Genomic DNA, 15,039 nt, shown 5'->3' with positions numbered 1-15,039 from the left:
CCCCTTTCCCGCTCGCCGCGACGCCGAGATTGCGGTGTGGAGGCATCAGATCGGCGCCCGCCGCCATCGGCTCGCCCGGGGGCCGCGCGCCGTCCGCCGCGACCGGCGCGCGGCGCGTCGTCCGCCGGCGCGGTCGCGGGACGAGCGCGCGGCCGATCCGTCGGCGCAACGTTCGTCGCACGACGCATTCCCTGCGCGCAACACCGGCGCTCTACGGGTACATCGACGGCGGATGTCGGTCCGGCTCGCGTCGTGGCCAGCGAGGCACCACGGGGGGCGCGCCGGGGTCACCGCGGAGCGGACGCTGGGGTTCGGGGCGGAGCCCCGAGGAGACGAAGCCAGGGCCGCCCGCGCGAAGCCGCCGCGAAGCGCGCAGCAGTCCGGCCATCCCCGGCCGGACTGCTGGCGGGCGGAGCTAGCGGGCCGAGCCGGGCACGACGCGCCCCTTGAACGCGATCGGCACCTCGAGGGCCCTGGCCGCCTCGACGAGCAGCGCGTGCTCGCTCTCGTGGATCACGCCGTCGGCGGCCACGAGGCGGACGGCCAGCTCGATCGCGGCCTCGCGCATCCGCACGTCGGGCAGGCGGGCGCGCAGCGCGGCGAAGCGGCCGCTCCTGCCCTCGTCGCGCACCGAGCGCTCGATGATGGAGATGAGCGACTCGACGAGGTCGGCCCCGACGCGCCCCTCGCTCATGGCCGCCACGTGCCGCGCGAGCTCGGCGCGCTCGGCCTCGTTGATGGATCCGTCAGCGTATGCGGCGAGGAACATGATCTCGACCATCGCCTCGAGCCTGCTGATCTCGAGGTGACGAAACGAAAGCTGCGTTTCTTCCATCATGAGGTGCTCAGGATAGCGTATCACGGCCGCGCTTGACACAGGGCCCCTGGGCCCGCCCGGTAACGGCGCTCGCCGCGCGGTAACGGCGCGTGGCAACGGCCTCCGGCAGCCCGCGGTAACGGCGCTCGCCGCGCGGCAACGGCCTCCGGCAGCGCGCGGCGAAAGTTCTCGTCGAGCGCGACGCCGGTCGGTGCTCAACTCTCCCCACCATGAGCACCACCACCCCGACCGACCTCTTCCTGTCGCTGACTCCGCACAAGGTGATCGAGGCCGTCGAGGCCGCGGGCGTCCCCTGCAACCGCGTCTGCTACCCGCTGAACTCGTTCGAGAACCGCGTCTACGAGGTCGAGCGCGAGGATCGCACCCGCGTCATCGCCAAGTTCTACCGGCCGGGGCGCTGGACGCGGGAGCAGATCCTCGAGGAGCACCGGTTCCTCGCGGAGCTCGCGGACGCCGAGATCCCCGTCTGCCCGACGCGCCCGTTCCCCGACGGCGAGACGCTCAAGCAGATCGACCACATCCCGTACTGCCTCTTCGAGCGCATGGGCGGCCGCGCCCCCGACGAGCTCGGCGACGAGCTGTTCGTGCGCCTCGGCAGGCTCGCCGCCCGCATCCACAACGTGGGCGCGGCCAGCGCCGCCGAGCACCGCGTCCGGCTCTCCGCCGACACCTACGCGCGCGAGGACCTCGGCTGGCTCGTCGAGCGCAAGCTCATCCCCGCGGCCGTCGAGCGGCGGTACCTCGCGGCCGCGCGCGCCGTCGCGGACGTGGCCGAGGAGCGCCTGCGCGGCGTCGACGTGCACCGCATCCACGGCGATCTGCACCCGGGCAACCTGCTCCTGCGCGACGGCGCGCTCCGCGTGCTCGACTTCGACGACATGGTCGTCGGCCCCGCCGTGCAGGATCTGTGGCTCCTCCTCCCCGGCCGCGACGAGGCCGCCCGGCAGCAGCGCGAGCTCTTCATCGAGGGCTACGAGGAGCTCCGCCGCTTCGACCGCTCGACCCTCGGGCTGATCGAGCCCCTCCGAGGGCTCCGCATGATCCACTACGCCGCATGGATCGCGCGGCGGTGGCACGACCCCATCTTCCCGAGGACCTTTCCGCACTTCGGCACAGAGGCGTACTGGCGCGAGGAGGCGAGCTCGCTCGAGGAGGTGCTCCAGCTGACGCACGCCGGAGACGCGGGCGGCCCCGGCGGCGGCGCGGACGAGCCGCCGCCGAGCGGAGGCAAGTACTTCTGGGACCTCAACTGATCCCGCTGCAAGCGCCCGCCGCTGCGCGCGCGGCGCGGGCGATCAGAGGCGCTTCAGCACCAGGATCAGCCGCCACGCCGCGGCGTGCTCGAACGGCACGTCGACGTTGAAGTCGCCGAGCGTCGCCACCAGCGAGAGCTCCGGCACCCGCTCCGCGACGCGCCGCCACCCGGCGAGGTCCGGGATGTACCACGTCACCTCCTGCCGGATCGACGAGAGCTCCCTCGGCGCGCCGCCGTTGCGCCGGGCCGAGCACACCACCTCGAGCGTCACGGGCACCACGCGATCGGGCGTCGACCGCTCGATGTGGATGCGGAACCGCGCGTCGATCGACTGCTCGCCGCGCAGCTCGGTCCACTCCGTCCTGTTCACGCCGGACGGCGTGAGATCGGCGGGGTGGGTCGCCTCGATGACGTGGACGCCGCCCGGCAAGAGCAGCGAGGCGGCGAGCCGGAGGTGGCGCTCGAGCGCCGCCGGCGTGGCCAGCTGGTGGATCGCCGAGAGCGGCACGAACGAGAGATCGACCGGCGCGACGTCCGGGCGCTCGTCGAGCTCCGCGCACGAGAAGCGGATGCCTGCCCCGGCGCCGCGGGCGAACGCGGCGCGCTCCGCATAGGCGATCATCGCCGCCGAGCCGTCCGCGCCGGCGCAGCCGACGCCGAGCTCGGCGAACGCCTCCAGGTGCCGCGCGGGCCCGCAGGCCCACGAGAGGACGCGCTGCACCGGGCGGCCGCCGAAGCGGCGCGCGCACGCGAGCAGGAAGTCGCGCTCGGCGGCGTAGTCGCGGTAGCCGAACGCCGCGTCGTAGAGCGCAGGCTCGCCCGGCGGCCGCGTATCGCTGCGCGCGGGCGCCTCGCCGCGCGCGGTCGCCTCGCCGCGCGCCGGTGCCTCGCCGCGCGCGGACGCCTCGCCGGCCGAGGGCGCCGCCGAGGCGCGCGCCGGGGCGACCCGCCTCGTGTAGATGATGAGATCGTCGCCCGGCGCGTAGAAGTCGGCGAGGACAGCGGACCGCGTGAACTGCACCGCGTCGTAGAAGCGCACCGCCGCGCCGTGCCCCTCCCGGCTGCCCGTCTCCACGCGCACGAGGCCGCCGCCCTCGCGCGCGATCTCGCTCTCCATCGTGGACACCAGCCCCCGCGCCACCCCCGACCGGGCGAAATCGGGCGAGGTCGCGATCCAGTACAGGTCGTACGTGGACTGCGTCATCGGCGTGCGGCCGTAGCAGAGGTACCCGAGGAGCCGCGGCGCCCCGTCGCCGCCCGGGGCGCCCTGGAAGCTCAGCACGAACCGGTAGCCATAGCCGTCCGTCGAGGGCTGGCCGAGCGTCACGTCGACGAGCTCCAGCGCCACCGCGCGCTCGTCGTCGGTGAACGCCGGGACCGACTCGAGCAGCGCCGCGATGAGCGGCCGATCTTCCGCGCGGAGGCCGCGCTGGGTGATCACGGCGCCTCGGGCGCGGCGGCGAGGGCGCCGCGGGCAGCGGAGCGCGCCGCAGCGCGGCCGCGCGCCGGCGCGCGGCCGCGCGCGTGAAGCAGCTCGTCGTGGCGCGCGCCGCGGGCGAGCGCCGCGCGGAGGATCTCCCAGATGACGTCGGCGTACGACAGGCCGGCGCGCGCCGCCGCCCGCGCGAAGCCGGCGTCCGGCGAGAGATCGCAGTTCGGGTTGACGTCGATGACGTACGGCGTGCCGCGCTCGTCGAGCCGCACGTCGACGCGGCCGTAGTCGCGCAGCCCGAGCACCTCGAACGCGCGGCGACCCACGGCGACGACCCGGCGCAGATCGAGCGGCCGCAGCACCGCCGCAGAGGAGGGCGTCCCGATCGACGCGGCGGTCTCCGGGCGCCACTTCGACTCGTACGTGATCACGTGCGGGTGCCCCTCGGGCAGGCCCTGGAAGGTGACCTCGCCGGGCGGCAGCACGCGCGGCGTCGGCCACCCGAGCAGCGAGACCGAGATCTCCCGCCCGTGCACGTAACTCTGCACCACCACCGGCTGGCGGCACTGCGCGACGACCGAGGCGACCTGGTCGCGGAGCGCCTTGCGATCGTGGACGACCGAGCCCCGATCGATCCCCATCGAGCCGTCCTCGCGCTCCGGCTTGACGATGACCGGGAACGCGACCTGCGGGATGCGATCCGGGCCTTCGACCCGCACCGTCGCCGGCACGCGCACGCCGGCGCGCGCGAGGATCCGGTTCGCCTCGGCCTTGTGAAGGCAGCTCCGGAGCGCGACGTGATCGCTGCCCGTGAAGCCGAGATCGAGCCCCGCGAGCAGCCACGCGCACATGACCTCGTGGCGGCTGTCGCCGTCGAGCGCCTCGCACAGGTTGAAGATCACGTCCGGGCGATGGTCGCCGATGGCCGCGAGCACCTCGCTCGGCCGGAGCACAGGTCGGTGCGCCACGCGCACGCCCGGAGCCGCGGCGAGGGTCGCGAGCACGCTCTCCGCGACCACCGCGCTGCCGTCCTCACGACCGAGCCGGAGCCGACCGCTCCCCACCCGCTGCGCGAGTGGCGGCTCATCGACGGCTTCCTCCGGATCTCTGTTGGACAGGATCAGTATCCGAGGCTCAGGCACCGCACGCCTCCGAGCCTGCGCGGGGCAGGAGAGCCCGCGACGGCCGCGCCGAGCTCAGGGAGCGGCCGGAGAGAGGCCTGGCCATCAGCGAACGCGGAGGGGGTGCCCTGTCGAGAGACACGCGAACGAAACGGAATCCATGCATGCAAGTGGCCACACTTCACCAGCTTGCCCGGCATTCGCAAGGGGAGATTTGCCATCTCCGGACGGAAAGGAAGGCGCGACGCGCCGCGGCTCAATGCCCCCGCGCCGGGTTCGGATCCGGCGCGCGCAGCCGTGAAGCGAGCTTTCCGAGCACAACGTATCTCGGACAACAGGCGCTTCACACGCCAGCCACACGCGCGGGAGCGTCGGAAGCGTCGAAGACGAGAAAGATGGCTGAGCTGCGGGGGGAGTTGGGTCGAGTCCGGCGGCGAGAGGGAGAGCGCCGGACGCCCTCGCGGCGAGCGGGGCGGCCTGTCGCCGAGGACGCCTGAAAGGACTTCCCTTCCCGGCGTCCTCGAGCCTCCGCCGGTCAGGCGGCCTGGCCCTCGGGGCGCGGCCTGCGATCGGCCGGGAAACAGGCGTGGATCTCGTCCATGCCGAGCGTCTCCTTCTCGAGGAGCGCCTTGACGAGCGCCTCGATCTCGCCTCGCCGGGACCTCACGATCTCGACGGCGCGCGAGAGCTGCGCTTCCGTGAGCGCCCGCGCCGTCTCGTCGACCCGGTCGAGCAGCGCCGGGCTCCGCGAGGGGTGCCCGTCGCCGACGCAGATGGGGCCGAGGTGGCTCATGCCGAGCTCCGCGACCATCTTCCAGGCGATCGTCGAGGCGCGCTGGATGTCGTCCGAGGCGCCCGCCGTCATCGTCCCGAGGATCACCATCTCGGCGGCGCGGCCGCCCATCAGCATGCAGATCTGATCCTCGAGGTACTCTTTCCGGTACATCAGCCGATCCTTCTCGGGCAGCGCCTGGGTCACGCCGAGCGCGCGGCCCCGCGGCAGGATCGACACCTTGTGCACGGGATCGCAGCTCGGCGCGAGGAGCCCGACCGCGACGTGCCCGGCCTCGTGGACGGCGGTCGCATAGCGCTCGTCCTCGTCGACGAGCACCCCCTTGCGCTCGAGCCCCATGAGCACCCGGTCGCGCGCGCGGTCGATGTGCGTCGGGTCGACCGCGTCGGCGCCCTCGCGGGCCGCGAGGATGGCCGCCTCGTTCAGGAGGTTGGCCAGGTCGGCGCCCGAGAAGCCCGGCGTGCCGCGGGCGATGTAGCCGAGGTCGACCTCGCCCTGGAGCGGGATCGGCCCGGCGTGGACGTTGAGGATCTCCTCGCGGCCGCGCACGTCGGGGAGCGGCACGGTGACCTTGCGGTCGAAGCGCCCCGGCCGGAGCAGCGCCGGGTCGAGCATGTCGACCCGGTTGGTCGACGCGATCACCACGATGCCGGTCTCGTGGTCGAACCCGTCCATCTCGACGAGCAGCTGGTTCAGCGTCTGGTCGTGCTCCGCAGAGGCGGAGTCGCCGTGCCCCTTCGCGCGGGCCCGCCCCACGGCGTCGATCTCGTCGATGAAGACGATGCACGGCGCGGATTTGCGCGCCTCGGCGAAGAGCGCGCGGACGCGGGAGGCGCCCACGCCGACGAACATCTCTTGGAAGCTCGACCCCGACGCCGAGAGGAACCGCACGCCCGCCTCGCACGCGACCGCGCGCGCGAGCAGCGTCTTTCCGGTCCCGGGCTCGCCCGTCAGCAGCACGCCTCGCGGCGGGCGGCCGCCGAGGCGCGCGAAGCGGTCGGGGCTCTTCAGGAACTCGACCGTCTCGGCGAGCTCCTGCTTGACCTCGTGCATCCCCGCGACGTCGGCGAAGCGCACGGCCGCCCGCGTGGCCCCGGCCTTGACGTCGGAGAAGACCTTCGGGCTGCGCCGCCGGCTCACCGTGAAGAGCGCGAAGCCGACCGCGGCCAGCACGACCACCGGGAGCACCGCCGACGCGGCGCGCGACGGATCCTCCCGGGAGGCGAAGTCGACAGAGGCGCCGGCGCCCGCGAACCGGGAGACCAGCTCCTGCCGGAGCGTCGGCTCGTCGACGACGGCCGTCACCGCGGCGCCGCCCGCCTGATGCACGAGGAAGCGATCCCCGCTCACCTCGACCGCGGTCGCCTGCCCCGCCTGCGCGATCTGGAGGAGCTCGGTGTACGTCGCCGTACGTTGCGCGGACGACTCGCGCGCCGCGCGCAGCGCGAGCCCGAGCGTGACCGCAAGCACCACCCCCATGAACCCAAGCACCCAGAGCCGGCGCCCCGCGGGCCCCAGCCGCTTACTCACCTGCAAGAACCAGGAATTCACTGCTGCGCCACCTTACTGCTCCGGCGTCGGGCCGGAGCGGATCTCAGGTGTAGCAAGGATACGAACCTCAGGAAGTTCCTTCTGCAATCATTCTGACGATCTGAGCCGTAGAAACCGGCGAAAGAATGGCAGCACCGCAAAACGGAATACGGAGAACGTACAGCGGCAGGACAAACGTCTCTTCAATCCTGGGAGGACTTGGAGGACCGATTGACGAGCTCGCCGGTCATGGATTGACGAGCTCGCCTGAAAGCCCGCTTTTCGAGGTGGGGTCGGCGGTGGAGCAGGAAGCAGGAAGCAGGAGAGAGGCGCAGAGAGGGGCAGAGAGGGGCTGTCTGCGCACTACGCTCCGACGGCTCGCGCGGTATCGGGCGCGAACGGCAGCGAGAAGCGGAATGTCGTCGCGCCGCCAGGGCTGCTCTCGACGGAGATGCTGCCCCCGTGGGCCTCCACGAGGCCTTTCGTGATGTAGAGGCCGAGACCTACGCCGCGGACGCTGCGCGGGACGGCGTCGGGCGCGCGCCAGAAGCGCTTGAACAGGTGCGGGAGGGACGCCTCCGGGATACCGCCGCCCCAGTTGGTCACCGCGACGTGCGCGATGGCCGGCCCGGCGTCGACCGCGACCACGATGTCCCCCTCCGGCCGACCGTACTTGGCCGCGTTGGAGAGCAGGTTGGTGACGATCTGCTCGAGCCGCCCTGGGTCCGCCAGGACGGCGGGCACGTCGCCCTGCACCGCCAGGCGCACGGCGTGGCCCGCGGTCACATCGGCCGATTTCTCGAGGATCTCGTCGAGCTGCGCGCGGAGATCGACCGGCGAACGATCCAGCGTGAGCTGCCGCGCCTCGATCCGCGAGGCATCGAGGAGATCGTCGATCATGCGGCGCAGCCGCTCGATGGACGAGGTGATCCTGTCGAGCTGCTTCCGGCAGTCCGCGACGGGCCGCTCGCCGGCCGCGCGACCCAGGAGCTGGCTCGCGGTCGCGATGACCTGGATGGGCTGGCGGAGATCGTGAGCGATGACGCCGATCCACTCCTGGCGCTGCCGCTCTATCTCCTTGAGCACCGAGATGTCCTGGAAGACCGCGACAGCGCCCTGGAGCTCGCCGTCGTCCGAGCGCACCGGCGCGGCGTTGACCAGCACCGGGACGAAGCCCGCGCCGTCGCGCCACAACAGTCCCTCGGCGCCCGTCACGATCTGCCCGCGCTGAAGGGCCCGGGTCAGCGGGCGGTCCTCCCAGGCGACGGGCCTCCCCGCCGGCGTCCTGTGCTCGAAACGGACCGAGTTGCCCCAGGGATCGGGGTCATCCGCGGCGCTGGACGCGTACTGGAGCGCGACCCTGTTGCACGTGATGAGCCGCCCCGTGGCGTCGACCAGGATCGCCGCTTCAGGCAGCTGCTCGACGACCGCCTCGAGCTGCGAGCGGATGCGCCGCTCCGCCTCGTGCGCCCTCGCGACCTCGGCCTCCATCGCCTTGCGGCGCCCGATGTCGCGGCAGATCGTCGAGACGCCGGTGACGCGGCCCGACGCGTCCACGATCGACGACACCGTGACCTCGATATCGATGCTCTTGCCGCCCTTGGTCCGGCTCACGGCCTCGAAGCGCTCGACGCGCTCGCCGCGGCGCAGGCGCGCGAGGACGGCCTCCGCCTCGCCGGCGCGCTCGGGCGGGCACAGGAGGGGCAGCTTCTTCCCGATCGCGTCGCAGACGCAGTAGCCGTAAAGGCGCTCCGCCGCCGGGTTCCAGCTCAGGATGGTCCCGTCGAGGGAGGTGCCGATCACGGCGTCATCCGAGGCCTGCGCGACGGTCGCGAGGAAGACGCGCGCCTCCTCGGCGCGCTGCCGCGCCTCGTCGAGGAGGTTCATGCGCGCCGCGCTGACCCAGAGCATGGCCCCGAGCAGGAGCGTCGTGATGGCGGAGGCGAGCGGTAACGACGCCGCGATGGGGTACGCCCCGCGATCCGCGCCGAACAGGAAGAGGCGGCCGATGACGAGCGGAACGAGGACGACGTACGGCAGGAAGCGCCGCAGCAGGATGCCTCCGGACCGGCTGGCCGTCAGCGTGGCGAACGTCGTGCAATCGGGCCGCGCCATGAGGAGCCCGGCGCAGACGGCGAGGAACGCGATCGCCGCGTGGAGCGCCATGCCGGTGAACGGAAACAGCGGCGGCAGCCCGTAGAAGTAGCCGGCGCCGAACACGTAGCCGGTCAGCGCCGTCAGCGCGAGCGCCGCGGCCAGGAGCGCGCTCCATTCCGAGAACAGGCACGCTCGCCGCGTCTTCACGCGCAGCGAGAGGAGCGAAAGGCCGATCAGGACGCAGCAGAGCGCGGTGTTCGGCGGGGGCCTGCCCGGGAACTTGCTCGGGAAATCCACGCGCCCCGCGAACAGCACGCGATCGACGCCGAGATCCCAGGCGAAGACGTACTGCGCGAGGACCACGAGGCCGAGCGCGAGGACGACGGCGGCGCACGCCTGCCCCAGCCGGCGTAAACGCGCCGGACACTCTCGCGCTCCGAGCGCCCAGAGCGACACCCCCGCCAGGACGAGGGCGACGGCGGTGTTGGGCATCATGCGCGGCAGGCCGTCCGCGATGGCGACGAGGACGGTCGACCCGATCCACCAGCCGAGCAGCGTCACGCACCCAACGGCGAACGAACAGGTCGCTGCGATGACGACACCGCGTCGCGCGCTGCTCGAAGGCGCCATCGCCTCGGCGTCTCTCATCGGGTCCTCCCGACCGGAGCATAGTGTCGGGACGGCGCGGCTTCACATGCGCAATTCAAACGCGCACATTGACCGGCGCACGCGCTGTCCAGCCCTGATGGATCAGGGCGCTCCAGCGCGCGCCGACATCACCCGCCCGGCCGGACGCAGCAGGGCAGCGCGGCTCAGATCGGCCGCGCGGGATCGAGCGGCGACGCCCTCGCGCGGATCGGGCGAGGGCGCGCGCGAGCGCTCAGCGCTTCGTCCCGAAGATCGCCGCGTCGGCGGAGAGCCTCCCTGGCCCGACGAGGAGGAGCGCGAGGGAGATGCCGAGGTAGACCGCCGCCGCCTCGTAGGAGTGTCCGCCCATCGAGACGAACGGATCGCCCTGCGACACGTGCATCGCGGTCGCGACGGCCATGGTGACGGCGAGGCCCAGCGACGCGAGCGGCGTCAGGAGGCCGAGGATCCAGGCAAGGCCGCCCCCGAACTCCGAGAGCGCGGCCAGCGCCTGCAGGAAACCCGGAACGGGCGCGCCGGCGGGCATCCAGCTGAAGGGGTGCTGGATCTTCCCCCAGCCGTGAAACATGAACGCGGCGCCGATGACGACGCGCAGCGCGAGCAGCCCGATCGAGGCCGAGAACGGCACGTCGGTCACCCGCAGGAATCTCTTGAACATCGCGATCACTCCTCTCGGCTCGGTAGTAAGGAGGAACGCCCGGGACATCAAGCGCGTAGGAGAGGGCCGGAGCCGCCGGACCCGGGCGCCGCGCCCCCGCGGCCCGGGTCTGCGCGCCGGCCCGCGCCTCACGCGCTGGTCTGGGCCTCCAGATCGTGGCGGTGCGCGGCGGCCGCGCGCTCGTCGCGGAGGGCCTCGAGGCACCGCCGCTTGATCGCCGCGAACTCGCCGGAGCCCACGATCGCCGCGGTCCTCGGCCTCCCGAACGGCACCGCGATCTCCGCGCCGACGCGGCAGGGGCGGCGGGTCATCAGGGCGATGCGGTCGGACAGGAAGATGGCCTCGTCGATGTCGTGCGTGACGAACAGCACCGTCGTGCGGACCTGGCGGAAGACGTCGAGCAGCAGCTCTTGCATCGAGAGCCTGGTCTGGGCGTCCAGCGCGCTGAACGGCTCGTCCATCAGCACGACGCGCGGCTCGGTGATCAGCACGCGCGCGATCTCCACGCGCTGCTGCATGCCGCCGGAGAGCTGCGCCGGGTAGGCGTCCTCGAACCCCGACAGCCCGACCAGCGACAGCAGGCGCCGGGACGCCTCCCTGCGCTCACGCTCGGGGACGCCGCGCACCTTGAGGCCGAAGCCCACGTTGTTCAGCACCGTCTTCCAGGGGAGCAGGGAGCTCTGCTGGAAGACCATGCCGCGCGCCGGTCCCGGCCCGTCGACCCGCTCGCCGCCGACGACGATGCTGCCGCGCTCCGGCGCCACGTACCCGGCGACGGCGTTCAGGATCGTCGACTTCCCGCACCCGGACGGGCCGAGGAGGCTCACGAGCTCGCCGCCCTCGACGCGGAGGTCGAGATCCCGCACCGCCTCGACGCGGCGGGCGCCCGTCCCGAGGGCCACGGACAGGCCGCGGATCTCCACGGCGCCACCGGGGCTCTCCCGGCGCGCCGCCGCGCGGTTCGCGTCGAGCGTCATCGGCCCTTCTCCTGGGGCTGCTGCCACGGGGTGAGCCACGCGCCGACCCGCAGGACGAGCGCGCTGCTGAGCATGCCGAGCAGGCCGATGAGCAGCATGCCGAGGACGATGTCCGGATAGCGCTGCAAGTTGTACGACTCCCAGGTGAAGTAGCCGATGCCGTACTGACCCCCGATCATCTCGGCGGTCACGAGGCAGAACCAGGACGTCCCCATGCCGATGCTCATCCCCGTGACGATGCTCGGCAGCGCGCCCGGCAGGACCACCTCGAGGAACAGGCGGAGCGGGCGCGCGCCCAGGCTGCGGGAGCTCGCGATGAGCCGCGGATCGAGGGCGCCCACGCCGTGGATCGTCGCGATCAGGATCGGGAACAGCGCCCCCATGTACGTGATGAAGATCATGCTCAGCTCGGCCGACGGGAACATCAGGATCGCGAGCGGGAGCCAGGCGACGCCCGGGATGGGGCGCAGGATCTCGAGCGGCGGCAGGAGGGTGTCCTCGGCGAGCCGCGACCTGCCGATGAGGAGCCCGAGCACGACCCCCGTGGCGCCCGCGGCGGCGAACCCCGCGAGGACGCGGAACACGCTGTTCCCGAGGTGCTGCCAGAGCTTCGGCGACGCGAAGAGCTCCCGCGCCGCGTCGAGGACGTCGGTCGGCGCGGGCACGTTGAGGAACGTGACGACGCCGAGTTGCGCGCGTGTCGTCGACGCCCACTGCCAGAGGCCGACGCACACCGCCACGGACAGGGCGCGCAGGAAGGCGCGGCGGAGGTCGCGGCGCGGGCGCCCCTCGCGGCGCGCGCCGCCCGGCGCCGGGGACGCGCCCCGCCGGGCCGCGCTCGCCGGGGCGGACGCGGCCTTCGCGCTCGCCGGGGCGGGCGCGAAGGCCGCGCCGCCGCCGAGCTCCGCCCCGGCCGGCGCGCTGCGCTCGGAGATCATCGTCATGGCGCCGCCGCCGTGAGCTTCGCGCGCTCGGCCTGCAGGGTCGCGAAGTCGACGACCGCCGCGCCGTTCTCCGCGGCCCACCGCTCCGCGTCCTCCTTCGCCAGGAACGCCGACAGGCCGCCGTCCGGGCGCCTCGCGTACCACGCGCGATCGGCGAGGAGCTTCACCCCGCTCGCGCGATCGTGCACGAACACCGCGCGGATCTCCTTGCCCTCGGTCTTCAGCTGCCCCAGGGCGGCGAGCGCCGTGCCGGGGCTCGCGTACGCGCGCACCTTCGGCTCGCCCGCGACCCAGATCTGCGCGGCCAGCGTCGGCTCGGCGATCGGCTCCCCGGACAGCGCGTCCTTCCCGGACAGCGGGAGCTTCGCGTAGCTCGCGAGCCGCGTCTCGTAGTCGAGCCCGAGCTCCGCCGCCGCGCGCCGGATGTACCGGTCGTCCACGAACGTGCCGACATCGAGGGTCGTGTCCGTGCGCTTCAGCAGCGTCAGCGTGTCCACCGCCACTTGGAGGGCGCGGCGGACCTCGGGCTTGATCGTGAAGTCCCGCGTCTGGATGCCGAGCGGGCCGTGGAACATGTAGGCGACCTCGGCGTCCACCCCGGTCACCTTCTCGATGAGCTCGCTGTACTTCTCGGGCTCCTCCGCGAACAGGCGGTCGGCCTCGAGCGCCGCCTTGAGGAAGGCCACGACGATCTCCGGGTATTTCGAAGCGTACGCCTCGCGCACCAGCACGCCGTGCACCGTCGGCACCTTCACGCTGGAGCCGTCGTAGATCTTCCTGGCGAAGCCGCGGAAGGGGAACAGCTCCGCGAACGGGACGAAATCCGCGTGCGCGTCGATCTTGTTCGCCTTGAGCGACGAGCCGCCCACCTCCGGCGACTGCGAGACGAGCGTCACGTCCTTGTCCGGGTCCCAGCCGAGATCGCGGATCGCCCGGAGCAGCATGCCGTGGGCCGACGACCCGAACGGGACCGAGATCTGCTTGCCCTTGAGATCCTTCAGGCCCTGGACCGGGGAGTCGCTCGGCACGACGATCCCGTTGCCGCTCCCCAGCGGGCTGCCGGAGAGCGTGGCGATGAAGTGGCTGCGGCTCCCCTGCTTCTGGAACGCCACGCCGTTCAGCACGCCGGGGAAGTCGGCCATCGCGCCGATATCGAGCTTCTCGGCCACCATCTCGGTCGTCAGCGGCGGCCCGGAGGTGAAGTCCTTCCACTCGATCTCGTACGTGACGTCCTTGTACTTGCCGTCCCTCGGCAGGTGCTTCTCGAGCAGCTTGAGCTCCCGGATGAGCAGCCCGCCGGTGGCGCAATTGATGGTCGTGTCCTGCGTCCCGATCGCGATCCGGATCGTCTGCTTCGCCTCCGGCTTGCACGACAGCCCGGTGAGGACCGCAGCGAGCAACGTGAGGAAGGCGAGCGCGCGAAGCGCCCTGATCATCGGTTCAATCCCTCGCAAAGGTTTCATGTCGTCCTGTCCCCGCCCGGATGGCATCGAGCGCGCGGCCGGCCGCCTTCCGCACCTCGACGTCGGCGTCGCCGAGCAGCCGGCGGAGCGGCGCCTCCGCGGCCGCCGCCTCGATCTCGCCGAGCGCCTGCGCGGCCGCCTTGCGCAGATCCGCGAGGTCGCTCCCGAGCAGCCCGACCAGATCCTCCGTGGCCGAGGCGGCCCGGAGCCGCCCGAGCGCGAGCGCCGCCTCCTTCCGGACCTGCCAGGCGCCGTCGTCGAGCGCGCTCCGGAGGTGCGGCGCCGCGAGGCCGTGCGCCGAGCGGCCGAGCACGATGGCGGCCTCGACCCGGACCCGCCAGTCCGGATCGGAGAGCAGCCCCACGAGATCCTGGACGAGCCCCGGCGCGTCGAGTGACTCGAGCGCGCCGATCGCGACCTGCCGCACCCGCGCGTCGGGATCGCGCAGGCTCGGGCGGAGCGCCGGCGCCGACTCGGGCCGCCGCAGGTAGGCCAGGGAGAGGACCGCCTCGCGCCGCACCTCGGGATCCGGGTCGCCGAGCGCCCCTTCGAGGGGCGCGAGCGCCCGCGGGTCGCGGATCTCCCGGAGCGCCACGATCACGGAGGTGCGGACGAACGGGCTCGTGTGCCCCAGCGCCTCGATGAGGTGCGTGGCGGCGTCCGCCCCGCGGATCTCGCGGAGCGCCGTGGCGGCCGCCTCCCGCACGCGGGCGTCCTCGTCGTCGAGCGCCCCGACGACGGCGGGCACCGAGCGGGCGTCGCCGAGATCCTCGAGGTGCCCGAGCGCGAGCGCCCGCACCGTCGGATCCTCGTCGCGGACGGCCGCGATGAGGGGGTGGATGATCTCCGGATCCGAGAGATCCTCTATCTGCGTCAGCGCCAGCTGGCGCGCGCCGGGGTCGGGATCCCCGAGGATGCCCTCGAGATCCCGCGCGAGCGAAGGCTGTGTCATGTCGTCTCTGCCGTGGGGTCGTTATCGGATGAGAAAGGGGATCTTCACGGTGATGGCCTCTTTGGGGCAATCGATCTCGCACGCGAGGCAATACCAGCACTCGTCGTAGGCCATGTGGGCCTTCTTCGTCTCGGGATCGATGGCGAGGCAATCGACCGGGCACGAGTCGATGCAGATGCGGCAGCCCTTGATGCACGACGCCTCGTCGATGACGACAGGCAGATCGAGCCGCACGGCGGCCTCGGCGTGGCCCACGGACCTGGCGCTCTGCGCCTTGACGGATTCGCGGTTGAGCAGGTGACCCATCGCTTGATTGACCTCGTGTTCTCGC

General features: G+C 72.7%; 12 protein-coding genes. 1 reads left to right on the top strand and 11 read right to left on the bottom strand.

The features are described 5' to 3' along the window. Positions 1-415: 415 nt before the first annotated feature. Positions 416-862, bottom strand: a complete 447-nt coding sequence (locus WMF14_RS15905; RefSeq protein ID WP_272097975.1) for a tellurite resistance TerB family protein — start codon at positions 860-862, stop codon at positions 416-418. Positions 863-1,047: 185 nt separating this feature from the next. Between WMF14_RS15905 and WMF14_RS15900 the strand changes: the two genes are divergently transcribed. Beyond that, positions 1,048-2,091: a serine/threonine protein kinase gene (locus tag WMF14_RS15900; protein WP_437801880.1), complete on the top strand. Its 1,044-nt coding sequence runs from the start codon at positions 1,048-1,050 to the stop codon at positions 2,089-2,091. Between the two features lie 42 nt (positions 2,092-2,133). Here the strand turns inward: WMF14_RS15900 and WMF14_RS15895 are convergent, their stop codons facing one another. The 10 genes from WMF14_RS15895 to WMF14_RS15850 all read right to left on the bottom strand — a co-directional run bounded on the left by WMF14_RS15895 (position 2,134) and on the right by WMF14_RS15850 (position 15,014). After that, positions 2,134-3,534 carry a GNAT family N-acetyltransferase gene (locus WMF14_RS15895; protein ID WP_437801879.1) on the bottom strand — a complete coding sequence of 467 codons (1,401 nt, stop codon included), beginning with the start codon at positions 3,532-3,534 and terminating at the stop codon, positions 2,134-2,136. Further along, on the bottom strand, positions 3,531-4,667 hold the full coding sequence (locus tag WMF14_RS15890) for a D-alanine--D-alanine ligase family protein (protein WP_437801877.1): 1,137 nt from the start codon (positions 4,665-4,667) through the stop codon (positions 3,531-3,533). Before WMF14_RS15890 ends, WMF14_RS15895 begins: the two co-directional genes overlap by 4 nt. Positions 4,668-5,181: 514 nt before the next feature. Then, positions 5,182-6,969, bottom strand: a complete 1,788-nt coding sequence (gene ftsH / locus WMF14_RS15885) for an ATP-dependent zinc metalloprotease FtsH (protein ID WP_437801875.1) — start codon at positions 6,967-6,969, stop codon at positions 5,182-5,184. A 363-nt stretch (positions 6,970-7,332) separates the two neighbouring features. Then, complete coding sequence (locus WMF14_RS15880) at positions 7,333-9,714, bottom strand: PAS domain-containing sensor histidine kinase (protein WP_437801873.1); 2,382 nt, start codon at positions 9,712-9,714, stop codon at positions 7,333-7,335. Between the two features lie 232 nt (positions 9,715-9,946). Further along, positions 9,947-10,372: a DoxX family protein gene (locus WMF14_RS15875; protein WP_437801871.1), complete on the bottom strand. Its 426-nt coding sequence runs from the start codon at positions 10,370-10,372 to the stop codon at positions 9,947-9,949. A 128-nt stretch (positions 10,373-10,500) separates the two neighbouring features. Beyond that, on the bottom strand, positions 10,501-11,349 hold the full coding sequence (locus WMF14_RS15870; protein ID WP_437801869.1) for an ABC transporter ATP-binding protein: 849 nt from the start codon (positions 11,347-11,349) through the stop codon (positions 10,501-10,503). Further along, positions 11,346-12,293, bottom strand: coding sequence for an ABC transporter permease (locus WMF14_RS15865; RefSeq protein WP_437801868.1), 948 nt, complete (start codon positions 12,291-12,293; stop codon positions 11,346-11,348). Before WMF14_RS15865 ends, WMF14_RS15870 begins: the two co-directional genes overlap by 4 nt. Then, positions 12,290-13,729, bottom strand: coding sequence for an ABC transporter substrate-binding protein (locus WMF14_RS15860; RefSeq protein ID WP_437801866.1), 1,440 nt, complete (start codon positions 13,727-13,729; stop codon positions 12,290-12,292). Before WMF14_RS15860 ends, WMF14_RS15865 begins: the two co-directional genes overlap by 4 nt. 4 nt (positions 13,730-13,733) lie before the next feature. Continuing rightward, positions 13,734-14,708, bottom strand: coding sequence for a HEAT repeat domain-containing protein (locus tag WMF14_RS15855; RefSeq protein ID WP_272097965.1), 975 nt, complete (start codon positions 14,706-14,708; stop codon positions 13,734-13,736). Between the two features lie 21 nt (positions 14,709-14,729). Beyond that, entirely contained in the window at positions 14,730-15,014 is a 285-nt protein-coding gene (locus tag WMF14_RS15850) for a 4Fe-4S dicluster domain-containing protein (protein ID WP_437329529.1), read from the bottom strand. Positions 15,015-15,039 lie beyond the last annotated feature (25 nt).

Source organism: Sorangium sp. So ce693, from assembly GCF_051521375.1.
In the GTDB taxonomy this organism is placed as follows: domain Bacteria; phylum Myxococcota_A; class Polyangia; order Polyangiales; family Polyangiaceae; genus Sorangium; species Sorangium atrum.
The sequence above is the reverse complement of the archived record's forward strand: the minus strand, read 5'-3'. Positions and strand labels throughout refer to the sequence as shown.

What these genes read in the sequence shown, in the direction of transcription:
- WMF14_RS15870 (WP_437801869.1), bottom strand. Translation starts at nt 11,349, where the DNA reads ATGACGCTCGACGCGAACCGCGCGGCGGCGCGCCGGGAGAGCCCCGGT.
- WMF14_RS15875 (WP_437801871.1), bottom strand. Translation starts at nt 10,372, where the DNA reads ATGTTCAAGAGATTCCTGCGGGTGACCGACGTGCCGTTCTCGGCCTCG.
- WMF14_RS15855 (WP_272097965.1), bottom strand. Translation starts at nt 14,708, where the DNA reads ATGACACAGCCTTCGCTCGCGCGGGATCTCGAGGGCATCCTCGGGGAT.
- WMF14_RS15900 (WP_437801880.1), top strand. Translation starts at nt 1,048, where the DNA reads ATGAGCACCACCACCCCGACCGACCTCTTCCTGTCGCTGACTCCGCAC.
- WMF14_RS15860 (WP_437801866.1), bottom strand. Translation starts at nt 13,729, where the DNA reads ATGATCAGGGCGCTTCGCGCGCTCGCCTTCCTCACGTTGCTCGCTGCG.
- WMF14_RS15865 (WP_437801868.1), bottom strand. Translation starts at nt 12,293, where the DNA reads ATGACGATGATCTCCGAGCGCAGCGCGCCGGCCGGGGCGGAGCTCGGC.
- WMF14_RS15850 (WP_437329529.1), bottom strand. Translation starts at nt 15,014, where the DNA reads ATGGGTCACCTGCTCAACCGCGAATCCGTCAAGGCGCAGAGCGCCAGG.
- WMF14_RS15880 (WP_437801873.1), bottom strand. Translation starts at nt 9,714, where the DNA reads ATGAGAGACGCCGAGGCGATGGCGCCTTCGAGCAGCGCGCGACGCGGT.